Origin of the sequence: Pseudomonas sp. UBA1879 (assembly GCF_002338065.1) — a bacterium.
Taxonomy (GTDB): domain Bacteria; phylum Pseudomonadota; class Gammaproteobacteria; order Pseudomonadales; family Pseudomonadaceae; genus Aquipseudomonas.
Window position 1 is genome coordinate 540,797 of sequence record NZ_DDHJ01000004.1, and the last position, 13,712, is coordinate 554,508.

Sequence of the window (13,712 nt, forward strand, 5' to 3'; positions counted from 1 at the left end):
CTTCTGTATAAGTTTTCATCCGTAGATGACCACGCCGGGTATCAAATGATTCAAGCAATTTGGGGCTTGTCATGAGCGACACTGATCTGAGCAGACGCAAGGACGACCATTTGAACATCGTGCTTGACCGCCGCGCGGGCCCGCGGGGCGCGGGCACGGGCCTCGACGCGCTGCAGTTCGAACACTGTGCATTGCCCGAGCTGAACCTGGACAGTATAGATCTGGGCAGTTCGCTGGTGGGCAAATCGCTGCGTGCGCCGCTATTGATCAGCTCCATGACGGGTGGGGCAGACCGGTCTGCCGCCATCAATCGCCATTTGGCTGAGGCAGCGCAAACGCTGGGCATCGCCATGGGGGTCGGTTCGCAGCGGGTCGGCCTCAGGAGCGGCAATGATCAGGGACTGACCCGCGAGCTGCGTCGGCTGGCACCCGACATTCCTCTGCTCGGAAACATCGGCGCTGCGCAACTGCTGGAGCGCGATGGCCTAGACCTGGCGCACCGTTCGGTAGAGACGCTGCAAGCCGACGCCTTGATCATTCACCTCAATCCCTTGCAGGAAGCGGTTCAGGCCGAAGGCGACCGCAACTGGTTAGGCGTGCTGGAGGCGATCCGGCGCACTGTCGAGTCGGTCGGCGTGCCGGTTGTGGTCAAGGAGGTTGGCGCGGGGATATCACCTCCGGTTGCCGTTGCGCTGGCCGATGCAGGTGTGCACGTCATTGACGTGGCAGGCCTGGGCGGCACCAGCTGGGCCGCGGTTGAAGCAGCCAGGGCCGAGAGGGCGGAAGATCGCCGGGTGGCCGAGGCTTTCATTGGTTGGGGCATTCCAACGGCCATCAGCCTGCAGAGTGTCAGGCGCGCACTGCCTGACATGCCCCTGATCGCCTCCGGGGGAATGCGTAACGGCGTCGATGCGGCGAAAGCGCTGTGTCTCGGTGCCGACGTGATCGGCCAGGCCGCAGGGGTTCTGCACCAGGCCACCCTGTCGACAGAAGCCGTCATCGAGCATTTCGACATTGTTATCCGGCAGCTCCGCATCGCCTGCTTCTGCACCGGCTCGGCCAACCTGGCGGCGTTACGCAACGCACGCCTGCTGCCCGCCGACCCGACGCTGTCCTTGTTCCCATGAGTCACTTCGGTGTCGTCGCCCCGGCGTTCTACAGCCATTTTCAGGCGCTGCAGGCGCTGTCGTCGGCGCTGATCGACCGTGGGCATCGCGTGACGTTTTTTCAACAGGCCGACGCCCGTCGCTGGCTGACTGACCCGCGCGTCGGGTTTCACGCTCTGGGCGCTCTCAGTCACCCGCCGGGCAGCCTTGACGGCGCGTTGCGTCGGGCTGCGACTTCCAATAATCCACTGAAGCTGCGCGGGGTCATCCGCGACCTGTGCACCACCACGCGCATGCTGTGCCACGAGCTACCGCCTGCGTTGACTCAAGACGGGATCGATGCGCTGCTGTGCGATCAGATGGAAGCTGCCGGGGGCTTGGTGGCCGAGGCGCTGGCGATGCCGTTCGTGTCAGTGGCGTGCGCCTTGCCGGTCAACCGTGAGCCCCACATTCCATTGGCCGTCATGCCATTCGCCTATGGCGAAGATGAGCGCAGTCGGCGCATGTACGAGGGCAGCCAACGCGTGTATGACTGGCTGATGCGTCCCCTGCGCGACGTCATCCGCCGCGCCAGTGTTCAGTTCGGGATTGAACCCCGCGACGGCCTTCACCAATGCCTGTCGCCCTACGCGCAGATCAGCCAGACGATCACCGCGTTCGACCTTCCTCGGCAGCATCTGCCAGCGACCTTTCACGCCGTCGGGCCGCTCAGAGGGCAGGCTGTCGCTTCGACAGGCCCGTGGGCGATCAACCCTGAACGCCCATTCGTCTTTGCGAGCCTGGGTACGTTGCAGGGCGGGCGACTGGGCATGTTTCGGCAGATCGCCAAGGCCTGCGCTCGCCTAGATGCGCAATTGTTGATCGCCCATTGCGGCGGCCTAAGGCCTGCGCAGGAAGAGCGTCTGCGCCGCGACGGGGCAACCTGGGTTACCGACTTCGCGCCACAACAGTGGGTGCTCGACCACGCGGATGCCGTGGTCACCCACGGTGGGCTGAATACGGTCATGGATGCGATCAAGGCCCGCACGCCGTCGCTGGTCATGCCCATCGGCTTCGATCAGCCGGGCGTAGCAGCGCGGGTCAAACATGCAGGGGTGGGCGTGTCGTTGGGCCGTCATGCACGGGCGAACGCCATCCGCGACGCGTTGGCGCGGCTGATCGAGCATCCCCCTGCCGAGCCTTTGCATCGGCTGGCGACAGCGCTGGATCAGGCGGGGGGAACGTCTCGCGCGGCCGACATCGTCGAACAGGTGGTCCGAGCCGGTCGGCCTGTGCCGGTGGAGACGCATCGATGACCTATGACCTGATCCTCGCCGGCGGCGGGCTTGCCAATGGCTTGATCGCCTGGCGGCTGAAACAGCTGCGTCCCGAATGGCGGGTACTGTGCATTGAAGCGTACTCGCACATCGGCGGCAATCACACCTGGTCGTTCCACGACGGCGATCTGACCCCGGCGCAGCACCGCTGGATCGCGCCTTTGGTGGTGCAGCGCTGGCCGTGTTACGAGGTGCATTTTCCGGCTCGCTCCCGTCGCCTGCCTTCGGGCTACGCCAGCATTACGTCGGAGCGTTTTGCCGAGGTCATCGGTGCCGCGCTCGGCGACGACTTGCGCACCGCTCAGCGCATTACCGAGGTCACCCCGCAATCGGTATCTTTGTCCAACGGCGAGCGTTTGCAGGCCAGGGCGGTCATCGATGGACGCGGCGTGCGGGACAGCGCGCAGATGGTGCTGGGACGTCAGGCGTTTCTGGGCCAACTGCTGAAGTTGCAGGCGCCCCATGGCCTGGATGCGCCGATCATCATGGACGCCCGCGTGCCTCAGGAACTCGGCTACCGCTTCGTCTACGTTCTGCCGTTCACCCCCGATACGCTGCTGGTCGAAGACACCCACTATGTGGACCGGCAGGCGCTGTCCGCTGATCAGCTGCGCGCCCACATCGCCGAATACGTGAAAGGGCAAGGCTGGACAATCGAGGCGTGTCTGCGCGAAGAACAAGGTGTGTTGCCCATCACCCTCGCGGGCGATTTTTCAGGCTTCTGGAACGACGCGAAGGGGCTGCCGTTGTCCGGTTTGCGTGCGGGTCTGTTTCATTGCACCACCGGGTATTCGCTGCCCCATGCCGTGCGCCTGGCCGACCGGATCGCGCAACAGGCCGATCTCGACGCGGATCGACTCGCGACCGGCATCCAGGCCATTGCCCATCAGGCCTGGCGTCGACAACGTTTCTACCGGTTGCTCAACCGAATGCTGTTCCTGGCCGGACGGCCTGAACATCGATGGCAGGTGATGCAGCGTTTTTATGGGCTTTCCGATGGCTTGATCAGCCGTTTCTACGCCGGCGACAGCAGCATCGCAGACAAACTGCGAATCGTGTCGGGCAAGCCGCCGGTGCCACTCGGCGAAGCCCTGCACGCCATGTCCCGTTACCACCCCAGACACTACGAGAATCGAGAATGACCGACGCAAAGAAAGCCATCGTGATTGGCGCCGGATTTGGGGGGCTGGCCCTGGCGATCCGGCTGCAGGCGGCCGGGGTACAGACGACGTTGCTGGAGAAGCGCGACAAGCCTGGTGGACGCGCATACGTCTATCACGACGAGGGGTTCACTTTCGACGCTGGTCCCACAGTCATTACCGACCCGACGGCTATCGAGGCGCTGTTCACCCTGGCCGGTCGGCAGATAGCGGACTACGTCGAACTGCTGCCGGTGGCGCCGTTTTATCGGCTGTGCTGGGAGGACGGTTCGCGTTTCGATTACGCCAACGACCAGGCAGACCTGGATCGGCAGATCGCGCAGTTCAACCCTCGCGACGTGGCGGGCTATCAGCGATTTCTGTCGTACTCCAAAGCCGTGTTCCGCGAGGGCTACCTGAAGCTCGGGGCAGTGCCGTTTCTGTCCTTCCGCGACATGATCCAGGCCGGGCCGCAATTGGCTCGGCTGGAGGCCTGGCGCAGTGTGTACTCGAAAGTGTCGTCGTTCATCGAAGATGACAAGCTACGGCAGGCGTTTTCGTTCCACTCACTGTTGGTGGGCGGCAACCCGTTCGCGACATCATCGATCTACACCCTGATTCACGCGCTTGAGCGGGAGTGGGGCGTGTGGTTTCCCAAGGGGGGAACCGGGGCGCTGGTCAACGGGTTGGTCAAGCTGTTCGAAGACATCGGCGGCCGTCTGGAGCTCAACGCCGACGTGGCCAGCATCGAGACCGCGGGTGAGCGCGCCACCGGCGTGCGTCTCGCTGACGGACGACACTTCGATGCCGATTGTGTGGCGTCCAATGCCGACGTGGTTCACACCTACGCAAAGCTGTTGGGCGGGCATCCGCGAGGCAAGCAGGAGAGCGCCCGGCTCAAACGCAAGCGCTTCAGCAATTCGCTGTTCGTCATTCATTTCGGGCTCAAACGCCCGCAACCGCAGTTGCAACACCACACCGTGTGCTTCGGGCCACGCTACCAAGCGCTGATTCAGGAGATCTTCAAGGGCCAGGCATTGGCCGAGGATTTTTCCCTGTACCTGCATGCGCCGTGCGTGACCGATCCAAGCCTTGCGCCGCCGGGGTGTTCCAGCCATTACGTGCTATCGCCGGTGCCGCATCTGGGCAACGCGCCGATTGACTGGGCAGTCGAAGGGCCGCGTTATCGGGACCGCATTTTCGACTACCTGGAGAAGCACTACATACCGGGGCTGCGCGAGGACCTGGTCACCTGCCGCATCTTCACCCCGAACGACTTCGAGGGTGAGCTGAACGCACACCTTGGCTCGGCGTTTTCCCTTGAACCCATCCTGACGCAGAGCGCCTGGTTCCGCCCGCACAACCGCGACGCGACGCTGCGCAATGTCTACCTGGTCGGTGCAGGAACGCACCCGGGAGCGGGCGTGCCCGGCGTCATCGGCTCGGCCACGGCCACGGCCGGCCTGATGCTGGAGGATTTGCACCGGTGACAGCGGCGGACGGAAACGATCAGGCGCTGCTCGATCATGCGACGCGCAGCATTGCCGTGGGCTCGAAAAGTTTTGCCGCCGCCGCGCGACTGTTCGACCCCGCGACGAGGCGCAGCGCGGTGATGCTCTACGCGTGGTGTCGTCATTGCGATGACGTCATCGACGGTCAGGAAGCAGGCCACGACGCCACGCCGGTCAGTCAAGCGGAAGTCAATCAACGCCTGGCCGGGTTGGAGGCCCAGACGCGAGCGGTGTACGCCGGGCTGCCGGCCCAGACCGAAGCGTTTGCAGCGTTTCGCGATGTGGTGATCCGTCATCGGCTCAAGCAGGTGTATGCCCTGGAGCATTTGGCCGGATTCGCCATGGATGTGCAGCAGCGGCAGTACGTGCATATCGAGGACACGCTGGAGTACTGCTACCACGTCGCGGGCGTCGTCGGGCTGATGATGGCGCAGGTCATGGGCGTGAGTGATGAACGGACGCTGGACCGCGCCTGCGATCTGGGCATGGGGTTTCAATTGACCAATATCGCGCGGGACATCGTCGAGGACGCGGGCGTGGGTCGCTGTTACCTGCCGCGCATGTGGCTTGAGGAACTTGGGATTGCCGACCAGCACGTGGCAGAGCCTCAGTATCGAGAAGCCTTGGCCGTGCTGGCGGGTCGTCTGGTCGATCTGGCCGAGCCGTTCTACCTCAGCGCCGAGGCGGGCTTGACGGCATTGCCGTGGCGCTCGGCCTGGGCCGTGGCGACAGCCAGCGGCGTCTACCGGGAAATCGGCGTCAAGGTCAAAGAGAGGGGCAGTCGGGCCTGGGATTCGCGGGTGTCGACGTCGAAGTTCGACAAAATCCGGCTGGTCGTGACAGGGCTGTGGCGCGCGGTCATGTCCCGTGGCCGCCGCTGGCCCGATCGCCCTGCGGACGTGTGGCAACGTCCTCGTCACGCTTATCCAGCGGACCCCCATGCAACGCACGAAGCTGGCCCCGAAGTGTCGCGATAGAGGGCGCGTACAAAAAGCCGAAGGAGACACAGCGCTCCTTGCCTGCGACGGCATGGTGCATCAAGTGCGCTTGGTAGAGGCGTTTCAGGTAGCCATTCCTGGGCACGTAACGCATCGGCCAGCGCTTGTGCACCAGACCGTCGTGGGCAAGGAAATACAGAAAACCGTAAGCCGTCATGCCTGCGCCGATCCACTCCAGCGGATGCACGCCCTGATTGCCAAGGGCGATGAGCACGATGGCGAACAGCGCGAAGACCACGGCGTACAGGTCATTCTTTTCGAACCAGCCGTTACGGGGCTCATGGTGCGAACGATGCCAGCCCCACCCCCAGCCGTGCATGATGTACTTGTGCGCGACGAAGGCAAATCCTTCCATGCCGATCAGCGTGGTCAGAAACACCAGAGCGTTAACCATCATTCGAATCACCTGTGAGAAGTCAGCTGTTGAGACCTTGAAGGCGCCTCGAACGTTCTGAGTTTACGCTCGATGGCCACCGAGTTTCCAAAAGCGTTGCCGGAACCGCGACGCCTCAGTCGACCTAATCGACCGGCGGCGGCCACGCCTGAGCGAAACGTTGAACGCCCGGTGGCGCGGGTTCTCGAATGGGTACGCTTGCCACTGTATTGGAGCAACACCATGAGCCCGACGACTTCCTTCATCTTTGACCTGGATGGCACGCTGACCGACAGCGTCTACCAGAACGTCGCTGCCTGGAAACAGGCGCTGGACGCCGAGGGCATTCCGCTGGCCATGTGGCGCATTCATCGGAAAATCGGCATGAGTGGCGGCCTGATGCTCAAGTCGCTGGCCCGTGAAACCGGTATGGAGATTCCCGCCGAGCAGGCTGAACGACTCAGCGATCTGCATGCCAAGTTTTATCGCGAACTTCAGGGCCAGATCACTGCGCTTCCCGGCGCCAATGAACTGCTCGAAACGCTGACGCAAGGCGGCATGAAATGGTGCATCGCCACCAGTGGTGGTACCGAGACCGCAACGATCAACCTCAAGGCACTGGGGCTGAAGGTCGAGGACATCACGCTCATCACCCGCGACGACGTCAAATACGGCAAACCCGATCCTGATCTGTTCATCGCCGGCGCGCAGCGCATGGAGGTGCCGATCGAAGAATGCCTGGTGATCGGTGACGCGATCTGGGACATGCTCGCGGCCCGTCGCTGCAAAGCCACAGGGGTCGGCCTGCTTTCTGGCGGGTACGACATCAGTGAACTGGAGCGGGCAGGGGCGCTGCGGGTGTATGAAGATCCGCTGGACATGCTGGACCATCTCGACGAAATCGCATCACGTCCGTAGTTCGGTATGACTGCCGATCATCAATCGTGCGCGGCGCGCTTCGCGTATATGAAAACTGCCGCACAGTGCGCGCCTACTTGGGCAGCGGCTGCTCCGCCCGTGCCGTGCGCGTGTCGTAATCGAGTCGCGCGATCAGTACCGGCTTCATGTTGTTTTCTGCCCAGACGCACATCTGCTCGGTGATGGCCGTGATGCTGATGCCCAGCGCGGTCAGTGAATACTCGACGCTGGGTGGCGCGCTGGGATAGACCTCGCGCAGCACCAACCCGTCTCGTTCCAGCACACGCAAAGTCTGCGTCAGCATCTTCTGTGTCACGCCTCCGACCTGCCGCCGCAGTTCGCCGAATCGCAGCGGCCCGCGGGACAGCGTGTCGAGGCATGGGTGTCTGAGGTGGGGCGCGTCAGGGCACGCGTTATTGATGCGAATACAGCTTCAGCGCATTGGCAAAGCCTTTGGCCCTGAAAATGGCGCTGCCTTCACCGAGACTGCCGTCATTGCTCACGAGATACACCTCGTGGGTGTCGGGCTTGAGCGCCATGCTGGTCGAGCGAAGGAAGTGCCCCTTTTCGCGGCCCGGAATCAGGATTTGGCCGATGGGCAAACCGTTTGGATTGAGGACCAGCACGCGCCCCTGGCTGTACATGGCCACGTACAGATTGCCGTCCTGATCGACGCGCATGGAGTCAGGCGACGGGCCGTTGAACCGGTACACCACAGCTTCGCCAAAAGGGGCGATGGTGGTGGCGTCTTTCAGTTCGATGCGGTGCAGCAACCCGGTCGCGAACTCCGTGACCCACAGGGTCTTGCCGTCAGGGGAGAGGGCGATGCCATTGGCGATCGCGAGATTGGGCAGGATCGGCACAATGGTTTTGCCGTCAGCCGGAACGTAATAAACGCCGCCGGTGGGCTGAGTCGAGGTGCCCTTGAAGTCGGTGAAATAGAAGCCGCCCGTGCTGTCGAAGACGAGGTCGTCCACCAGGTATTTTTTGCTGCTGGGGATGATGACTTGCTTGCCTGAGCCGTCTGGTTTGTAGGCGGTCAAATTGCCGGTGTCTTTGAAATTGCCCAGCCCTGCCACGAACAATCGGCCGTCTTCGTGTATTGCCAGTCCCGCACTGCCCAGCGCGTTTTTCGGCACCACGACACTGAGTTTCTTTTCGGGGTCGACCTTCAGCACCTGCCCGCCGAAAACCTCGACCAACAGTAGATTGCCGGCCCTGTCGAACGAGGGGCCTTCCAGTTGCAGGGGGCCATCAGACACCTTCATCCACAGATCGGCGGTCACTGTCGGCAGCTCCTTTTCCGGGGAGCCAATGGCCTGAAGCTGCTGGCCGTCGGCGGGGTAGGTCAGGGTGGGGATAGCGTCTGCGTAGGCAAATGAGGCGCCTGCGCTGAGTGCGAAGCACAGGGAGGCCAGGAATTTCTTGCGCATAGGGGTTACCTTCGTGTTGTTGTTGTTGTTGTTGTTGTTTTGGTTGCGGAGTGGCTCATACGCTGAACAGGGCAACGATGGCAGGCACTGTCAGCACCGCGGCGTAGTACCCCATGAATTGCACGCCGATGTTGAAGCCCAGGAATCGCGACAGAAAACCGCCCAGCAGGCCCACGGTGACGATGACCAGTAAGCCGAGCGCGCCGCCCTCCCAGATCCCGATCACCAAAATCAGCCCGACGAACGTCGAGATCACCGCTTCGTGGCTGATCTTGCGCGAGACGAAGGACGCTGCCCGATGGGCGTAATTCATCGTGAAGGGGTAGGCAATGAGGATCGCCACGATCACTGCCAGCATCCCGTAGCCCAGAAACTCCCATGTGCTGAGCAGGCTATGCAGGTTGTTGACCTGCCCAGTGGCGGCGTCGACGCTGAAGCGGGGCGGGGCGTTGAACAGCGGCGCAGCGGGCCCTGCAGCGACCGGACTCAACGGCAAGCCAAACGCGATCAGCGGGATCAGGGCTTCAGCGATGTAGGTCGCTTCGGTGACGCCGTTGCGCGCAGTGATGACCGTTGTCAGCCGATGGTAGACATGCTTGACCCGAGACCCGACCAGTTCGCCCATGATTACAGTCATCGCCACAGGGCTGAAGACGAACGTGGCGCTGGAGATGCAAGCGGTGATCGCGGTCCACAGGCTTTGTTTGCTGTCCAGCACCCTGAGCGGATTGGGGAAATAGCCGCCCCCGCTTTTCACGTCCGGCGACAGTGAGAAGGTGCGTACGTCCTCGCGTCTCATGGTTTCCCGTTCGGCGGGGGCGAGCATGGAAAACAACGCCGCGATCAGCGGGCCGATGGCGATGCCCAGGAAGTAGCTGACGCTCAGCTTGACCCCGTATTGCCCGGTGATGCTTTGCAGGCCGACGATCACCATCACGAACGGGACCAGCGCAAACACGGCCGCCAGGCGCCCCTTGGAAAACCAGGCAATGGCTATCGCGGCGAGCAGGAAGACCCACGGGGCAGCGCGTTTGATCGCGTCACCGAACGGCGCGAGCATCACAGCGAACAGCACCGCCATGGGGACTGCAATCAGGGCCGCGATCACCGCACCGGAAATCATCTTGCGCAGGGCAATGTGCGGGACACCCAGATTGCGCAGGAAATTGGCTTCGCGCATCAGCGGCGTCGCCAGGGTATCGCCGGGGATGCCGAGCAACGCGGTGGGCACGGCGTGCGTCATGTGTTTGGCCACGGCACCGGCGAGAAAGAACGTCAGCACACCGGGCGCCGGCACACCCAATAGCACCACGAGCAAAGTGAGCGGAGCCAGGGTGGTGGTTTCGTCACTGCCGGAAATCAGGCCGATGCCGGCGAAGATCACTGCACCCACGATGCCCATCCCCAGCGCTATCAGTATCTGTTCCAACAGGGGCGTCATCATGGACGGCCACCGTTGGCCCGGATTGCTGCTACCGGCGTCATCCGCGAGTCATTCTCAGCGGTCGCATCAGGCAGGATGTTGCGCTCGTCGTCCGCGAACAGCGCATAAAGGTCCATTTCATGCAGTTCAGCGAGGGTGTCTGCGGGCAGGTCCGACAGTTGTCCAAGGTCTCCGAATTCGGCCCGCAGTTCTGACAGCACCTGCGCCCGCCAGGCCGGATCGGCCTGATGCTCGACCACCGAACGTTTGGGTTTGAACAGCTTCGCACTGATGGCGCCCCCGACCAGGCAACCCACAATGCCCACCAGCATGGCGTAGGCCTTGGCCATCTGCACGTTCTCCACCCATCCCAAGAGCAGGTGTTGCGCGAGGAAAAAAGCACTCAGGCTCACGGCCGCGCCAATGGCAATGGCGTAGATCAGGTGACGACCGTTGACGGTGTCACCCCAGACTTCATACAGATCGGATTTCAAGGATGTCTCCTGTCGCCCTTGCGAGCTTTTATTGTTATGAGCATCGAAGAATGTAGCGGAGTCAGGCCTGTCGACGCTGGTTCACGATCCCGGTGAGCAGTGCTGCGCTGGCCAACCTTCGGCGTTCAGGGCCAGACGTCCCTGCTTTCGGCTTTTGGCTTCCCAGCGCAGCCCGCGCAATGGCTGTTCCTCACGCGCCGCGTTTTTGCTTGAGCAGCTGCGCCGCGTTGTCGGCACGCACGTCGCGCGCGTCGACCATCGCTTTGACCAGCCAGGTCACTTCGTCGCCTTTGGCCCCGGCTGACAGCGCGACGTTCCGCGCATGCAGCGCCATGTGACCGCGCTGGATGCCTTCCGTGGACAGCGCTCGCAGCGCGCCGAGGTTTTGCGCCAAACCAACGGCGACGGCAATTTCGGCGAGCTCCTGGGCGGTTTTCACCCCCAGAATGCGCAAGGACAGTTGCGCCAACGGGTGAGTTTTCGTGGCACCACCGACCAGCCCGACCGGCATCGGCATTTCCAGGGTGCCGACCAGATGGCCTTGGCTGTCTTTCTCCCAGGTGGTCAGCGAGCCGTAATGACCCTGGCGACACGCGTAGGCGTGAGCACCGGCTTCAACGGCGCGCCAATCGTTGCCGGTCGCGACGATCAGCGGGTCGATGCCATTCATGATGCCTTTGTTGTGGGTGGCCGCGCGGTAGGGGTCGATGACGGCGAAGTTGTAGGCATCCAGAATGCCTTCGATCACGTCTTCACCTTTATAGGCGTCGGTGGTCAGCAACGCCGGGGCAATGCGGATCTGGGCCCGCGCCAGACGCAAGTCGGCGAGGTTCGAGAGGATACGCAGGCGGACCTTGCCGCCCGTGATTTCCTCCAGCAATGGGGCGACGGCCTCCGCCATGGTGTTCACAGTATTGGCACCCATCGCGTCACGCACGTCCACGATCAAATGCGCCACGAGCATCGGGCCTCGCGGGCTTTGGGCAAAGGTGTGGACTTCAATGTCCCGGCAACCGCCCCCCAGCTTATTGAGTAACTGATCCTTGCGATTCGCCAGTTCGATGATCTCGTCTTTGCGCCGCAGCAGGCTGAGGCGGGCGTTGAAAGGGTCTTCGATGTCGACGATCTGAACCTGCGCGCGCATCAGCGGCTGGGAGCTGGAGGTGAGGAATCCACCCGCGTCACGCGCCAATTTAGCCATGAACGAGGCGGCCGCCACGACCGAGGGTTCTTCCACCACCAACGGCACAATGACGTCGCGGCCATTGATCTGGAAGTTGCTGGCGACGGCATAGGGCAATTCGAACGTGCCGATCACGTTCTCGATCATGCCGTCCGCAATGTCGAGTGGCAGCGCCCCTGGATCACGCAGCAGCGCCACGTCGGCGGGCGGCAGGTCGAGCAGCTGCTGAAGGTGATTCAGCCGTTCGGCAGGGGTCAGGCTGCGAAATTGGGGGAGGCGGGAGTCGACGCTCATTTGAAAATCCTGTCGCGATTATTGTTGTGAGTGGTCTTACCCTATGCCGCTCTGTACCGGTAAAGAAGGTACAGTTTGGACGGACAGTACCTAAGCTGTACCCTTGCCGCTGACTGTAATAGGACGTTTCCGATGAGCAGATTGACCCTGGCTCAGCAGCTCGCGGCTTCATTGGCCGCCCAGATCGACGACGGCACGTATCGCGTGGGTGACCGTCTGCCGTCTCTTCGCGAATGCATGCGCCTGTTGGGGCATTCAAAAAATACGGTGATCACGGCGTATGAGGCGCTGGCGTCCCAAGGGTTTGTAGAAGCCCGACATGGGCAGGGTTTTTTCGTCAAACAAGGGGCCGCTGAACAGAGCGAACCTGAAGAACCGCCGCCCTATGCGCGTGCCATGGACACCATTTGGCTCATGCGCCAGCAATTCGTCCGCGAGCCCGGCCATTCGCCGCTTGGGGAAGGATTTCCGCCTGTCGAGTGGCTGATGGACATGCGGCTGGACAAGTTCACCCGGCAAATCATGCGGATGGGCGTGACCACTCTGTTCCGGTACGGTAATCGGCTTGGCAATGCCAGCTTGCGCCAGCATCTGGTGCAGAAGCTGGCGTCTTACGCCATCAGCGCGAACCCTCGGCAGATCGTCACGACGCACGGGGCGAATCACGCGCTGGACCTGATCATCCGCCGCTTCCTTGCACCGGGGGACACCGTGCTGGTTGAGGACCCCGGTTACTACCCCTTGTTTGGCAAGCTGCAACTGCAAGGCGCCCGCATGTTGCCCGTGCCGCGATTGCCGGACGGGCCCGATCTCGACGTGCTGGAAAGGCATCTGCGCGTGCATAAACCGAAACTGTTTTTCCTGCAGTCCGTTGGCCATAACCCGACGGGGTCTGACCTTTCGCCCAACAAGGCGCATCGGTTGGTCCAATTGGCTCACGCGCATGACTTCACGTTGGTGGACGACGACGCGCTGGCCGATTTCAAACCTGCCACGGCCATCCGCGTGTCGGCGCTGGATCAATTGCAGCGCTCGCTGTACGTGGGCAGCTTTTCGAAATCCGTATCCGCCGCGTTGAGGGTGGGGTTCATCGCCGGTCGCAAGGAGGTGATCGACGAGCTGGGCGACCTCAAAATGTTGCTGCACACCAGTTCTTCGGAGCTGTGCGAGCGAACGGTCGACGTGGTGTTGAGGGAGGGCCATTTCCTGCGGCATCTGATCCGGCTTCAGGAGCGCGCCAGAACCGCCACCGCCGTGGCGCTGGAAACGCTGGATGAGATGGGCGCCGAGGTGTTCTGTCGGCCGGAGCAAAGCCTCTATCTATGGGCCCGGTTTCCGCGTTTCGACGATGCCAGGGCGTTGACCCAACTGTTGCTGCCAAAGGGGTTCATGATCGCGCCGGGACACATCTTTTCGCCGGAGCAAGCGCGGATCAATCCCTGGACGCGGCTCAACGTCGCGTACCTGAATGACCCCGTCTTCAAAGCCACGCTACGCAGATAAAAAGCGCGTCGGGTTTCGGCG

13 protein-coding genes are annotated in these 13,712 nt (G+C 62.5%); 7 read left to right on the forward strand and 6 right to left on the reverse strand.

The genetic code is table 11. The features are described from left to right. Positions 1-71 precede the first annotated feature (71 nt). The 5 genes from fni to B3N48_RS05655 are packed head-to-tail and all read left to right on the forward strand — an operon-like array spanning position 72 to position 6,049. Positions 72-1,127: a type 2 isopentenyl-diphosphate Delta-isomerase gene (fni, locus tag B3N48_RS05635; RefSeq protein WP_296180516.1), complete on the forward strand. Its 1,056-nt coding sequence runs from the start codon at positions 72-74 to the stop codon at positions 1,125-1,127. After that, on the forward strand, positions 1,124-2,401 hold the full coding sequence (locus B3N48_RS05640) for a glycosyltransferase (protein WP_296180518.1): 1,278 nt from the start codon (positions 1,124-1,126) through the stop codon (positions 2,399-2,401). Before fni ends, B3N48_RS05640 begins: the two co-directional genes overlap by 4 nt. After that, complete coding sequence (gene crtY, locus B3N48_RS05645; RefSeq protein WP_296180519.1) at positions 2,398-3,564, forward strand: lycopene beta-cyclase CrtY; 1,167 nt, start codon at positions 2,398-2,400, stop codon at positions 3,562-3,564. The genes B3N48_RS05640 and crtY overlap by 4 nt, the downstream gene beginning before the upstream one ends. Further along, a complete protein-coding gene (locus B3N48_RS05650) occupies positions 3,561-5,051 on the forward strand; it encodes a phytoene desaturase (RefSeq protein ID WP_296180521.1) in 1,491 nt (496 codons plus the stop codon). The genes crtY and B3N48_RS05650 overlap by 4 nt, the downstream gene beginning before the upstream one ends. Next, positions 5,048-6,049: a phytoene/squalene synthase family protein gene (locus B3N48_RS05655; protein WP_296180522.1), complete on the forward strand. Its 1,002-nt coding sequence runs from the start codon at positions 5,048-5,050 to the stop codon at positions 6,047-6,049. Before B3N48_RS05650 ends, B3N48_RS05655 begins: the two co-directional genes overlap by 4 nt. Here B3N48_RS05655 and B3N48_RS05660 read toward each other — a convergent pair. Beyond that, positions 5,931-6,473 (reverse strand): sterol desaturase family protein, encoded by a 543-nt coding sequence (locus tag B3N48_RS05660; RefSeq protein WP_414704206.1) that lies wholly within the window; start codon positions 6,471-6,473, stop codon positions 5,931-5,933. The genes B3N48_RS05655 and B3N48_RS05660 overlap by 119 nt on opposite strands. 213 nt (positions 6,474-6,686) lie before the next feature. On the opposite strand from B3N48_RS05660, the gene B3N48_RS05665 reads away from it, so the two are divergent. Next, on the forward strand, positions 6,687-7,361 hold the full coding sequence (locus tag B3N48_RS05665) for an HAD family hydrolase (RefSeq protein ID WP_296180527.1): 675 nt from the start codon (positions 6,687-6,689) through the stop codon (positions 7,359-7,361). A gap of 73 nt (positions 7,362-7,434) precedes the next feature. Here B3N48_RS05665 and B3N48_RS05670 read toward each other — a convergent pair whose 3' ends face one another. The 5 genes from B3N48_RS05670 to B3N48_RS05690 form a co-directional block, all read right to left on the reverse strand. Next, complete coding sequence (locus B3N48_RS05670; RefSeq protein ID WP_349677023.1) at positions 7,435-7,788, reverse strand: helix-turn-helix domain-containing protein; 354 nt, start codon at positions 7,786-7,788, stop codon at positions 7,435-7,437. Further along, entirely contained in the window at positions 7,775-8,794 is a 1,020-nt protein-coding gene (locus B3N48_RS05675) for an SMP-30/gluconolactonase/LRE family protein (protein WP_296180529.1), read from the reverse strand. The genes B3N48_RS05670 and B3N48_RS05675 overlap by 14 nt, the downstream gene beginning before the upstream one ends. Before the next feature lie 55 nt (positions 8,795-8,849). Then, a complete protein-coding gene (locus tag B3N48_RS05680; RefSeq protein WP_296180531.1) occupies positions 8,850-10,238 on the reverse strand; it encodes a tripartite tricarboxylate transporter permease in 1,389 nt (462 codons plus the stop codon). Then, positions 10,235-10,711 (reverse strand): hypothetical protein, encoded by a 477-nt coding sequence (locus B3N48_RS05685; protein WP_296180533.1) that lies wholly within the window; start codon positions 10,709-10,711, stop codon positions 10,235-10,237. The genes B3N48_RS05680 and B3N48_RS05685 overlap by 4 nt, the downstream gene beginning before the upstream one ends. 190 nt (positions 10,712-10,901) lie before the next feature. After that, entirely contained in the window at positions 10,902-12,188 is a 1,287-nt protein-coding gene (locus B3N48_RS05690; protein WP_296180535.1) for a hydroxymethylglutaryl-CoA reductase, degradative, read from the reverse strand. A gap of 132 nt (positions 12,189-12,320) precedes the next feature. Here B3N48_RS05690 and B3N48_RS05695 point away from each other — a divergent pair, with 132 nt between their 5' ends. Further along, positions 12,321-13,691, forward strand: coding sequence for a PLP-dependent aminotransferase family protein (locus B3N48_RS05695; RefSeq protein WP_296180537.1), 1,371 nt, complete (start codon positions 12,321-12,323; stop codon positions 13,689-13,691). Positions 13,692-13,712 lie beyond the last annotated feature (21 nt).

Bases quoted from the DNA above. Each gene is read 5' to 3' on its own strand.
- B3N48_RS05690 (WP_296180535.1), bottom strand. From the start codon at position 12,188: ATGAGCGTCGACTCCCGCCTCCCCCAATTTCGCAGCCTGACCCCTGCC.
- B3N48_RS05650 (WP_296180521.1), top strand. From the start codon at position 3,561: ATGACCGACGCAAAGAAAGCCATCGTGATTGGCGCCGGATTTGGGGGG.
- B3N48_RS05680 (WP_296180531.1), bottom strand. From the start codon at position 10,238: ATGATGACGCCCCTGTTGGAACAGATACTGATAGCGCTGGGGATGGGC.
- B3N48_RS05675 (WP_296180529.1), bottom strand. From the start codon at position 8,794: ATGCGCAAGAAATTCCTGGCCTCCCTGTGCTTCGCACTCAGCGCAGGC.
- B3N48_RS05695 (WP_296180537.1), top strand. From the start codon at position 12,321: ATGAGCAGATTGACCCTGGCTCAGCAGCTCGCGGCTTCATTGGCCGCC.
- B3N48_RS05665 (WP_296180527.1), top strand. From the start codon at position 6,687: ATGAGCCCGACGACTTCCTTCATCTTTGACCTGGATGGCACGCTGACC.
- fni (WP_296180516.1), top strand. From the start codon at position 72: ATGAGCGACACTGATCTGAGCAGACGCAAGGACGACCATTTGAACATC.
- crtY (WP_296180519.1), top strand. From the start codon at position 2,398: ATGACCTATGACCTGATCCTCGCCGGCGGCGGGCTTGCCAATGGCTTG.
- B3N48_RS05640 (WP_296180518.1), top strand. From the start codon at position 1,124: ATGAGTCACTTCGGTGTCGTCGCCCCGGCGTTCTACAGCCATTTTCAG.